Source organism: Acidithiobacillus sp. TH-A36, from assembly GCF_057473445.1.
Map to the genome: position 1 here is coordinate 1 of NZ_JBYCKP010000428.1, position 1,915 is coordinate 1,915.

General features: G+C 56.3%; 2 protein-coding genes. Both read left to right on the forward strand.

Going from position 1 to position 1,915, the window contains the following annotated elements:
- A partial coding sequence (locus AC2VLY_RS11105) for a DUF4390 domain-containing protein (RefSeq protein ID WP_486892825.1) occupies positions 1-465 on the forward strand: 465 nt, incomplete at its 5' end.
- On the forward strand, positions 435-1,915 hold a 1,481-nt coding region (locus AC2VLY_RS11110), incomplete at its 3' end, for a HAMP domain-containing protein (RefSeq protein WP_486922284.1). The genes AC2VLY_RS11105 and AC2VLY_RS11110, both read left to right, overlap by 31 nt.

Sequence of the window (1,915 nt, forward strand, 5' to 3'; positions counted from 1 at the left end):
TTACAGGTCGCGCCAGAAATGAACCGGGTGAAAATCAATGCTCAGGTGCAAATCACTAAAGAAGACCTGCTGCAGGAAATTCTCGATCAGGGCCAGACCCTGATCTGGGTCGTAAAAGCGGAATGGCGGGAACCCGAACCATTTTCCTTTATTACCGGTCTGGGCACCCATGCGCAAAAAGAAGCCCGCTGGCAAATTCACTATTATCCGCTGACCAATCAATACGCACTGAAAAATGCAGCAGGCACCATGCGCTTATTCAATCATTGGCAGGATGTTGTCAGCGTCCTGAAGCAGATTCATGATTTCGAGTTGCCTTTGCAACAGGGCGCGGCACGGGGACAGGTAGCGCTGCGGGTTTATGTGGATATACAGGCTCTGCCTGTCCCTCTGCGCCTGCGTGCATTGCTGGATCACTGGAAACTGGAGTCCCCATGGACCGTCAGCGCGCTCCTTTCAAACTGAGAAACTGGTTACGCGCCCTCAGTGCCGGCGCGGCGCCGGAACGCCAGAAGGTTGGCCCGCGCTGGGGTGCCATTTTATTGCTTCTGGCCATTTTAGGCTTTCTGGCGATCAATTTTTTTACCAGCGCGGGCGGGCCCCTGAGCCGCTATTTTGTCCCTATGCTGGTCATTTCAGCAGGCATCGTCCTTTTTTTGCTGGTTTTGGTGCTGGTTTCCGTGGTGGCGCTATTGGTCCGGCTGCGTCGGGGAGAAGTAGGCAGTCAGCTCGCCACGCGTTTGGTGATCATCATCACCCTGTTGAGTTTTCTGCCTGCGGCCGTGGTTTTCGGATTTTCCTGGCAGTATCTGAATCGGGGGGTTGATTCCTGGTTCAGTTCGGCCGTGCAAAGTGCTCTGGACCAGGCTTTGAATGTAGCCAAGGCCGGCATTGACCGTTATCGCAATTCGACGCTGCTGGCTGCCGAGAGCATCGCCCAGGCTTTGGTGGGTGAATCAGATAGTAACGCCATCCTCACCGTCATTGCCTTGCGTGATCAGTACCATTTGAGCAGTGTCACCCTGTTTTCCAGTGATAACCGGATTATTGCCACCAGCAGTAATAATCTGGCCCTGGCACCGCGCCTGCCGCGTCAGGAAATCCTGTCTGATGAAGGGCATCCAACCGCAAATATTGAGCCTGAAGCGGATGGCAGCCTGCTGGTCAAGGCGCTGATTCCCGTTCTGAGCCCACATCTGGGTGAAAGTAACCGCATGCTCTATGTGGAGCAGCCCATTCCCGAACAGCTCACCAAGGCGGCAGAAGCCGTACAGGTGGCTTATACCCGCTACCATCAGCTCATGCTGATGCGTGAGCCCATGAAAACGGCTTTTCAGCTCAGTCTGGCCGTAGCGCTGCTCCTGGCAGTTTTGTCTGCGGTGTGGATGGGGCTGCATCTGGCCCGGCGGCTGACGGCCCCTATTGCCCGGCTGGCTGCAGGCACCCAGGCCGTAGCCCGGGGCGAATTTATCCCCCTGCAAACCATTGCCAGTCAGGATGAGTTGGGCGTTTTGCTGCACTCCTTCAACAATATGACGCGCCAGCTTGCCCGCGCCAAACAGCAGGCGGCCGCCGCTCAGGAGCAGGCAGAGCAGCGCCGGCTCTATCTGGAAACCATGTTGGGACAATTATCCAGCGGCATTCTCACCTTTGATGGCGAGCATTGTCTGGCAGAAATCAATGCGGCAGCTGTCCAGATTCTGCAGGAAGATTTACCCAAGGGCCGGGCTTTGCAAGAACTGCAGGACGGGGCCGTTCTCGAACCGCTCTGGAGGCTGGTGACCGAGTGGGTGGAACATCCCCGCACCGGTATGCAAAAAGAGCTGCAACTGGAGCGCAGTGATGGACCGCAAACCCTGATCGTACACGGTGCGCAATTTGCCGACGAAGCCGGCAGTAAAGGCTTTGTTCTGGT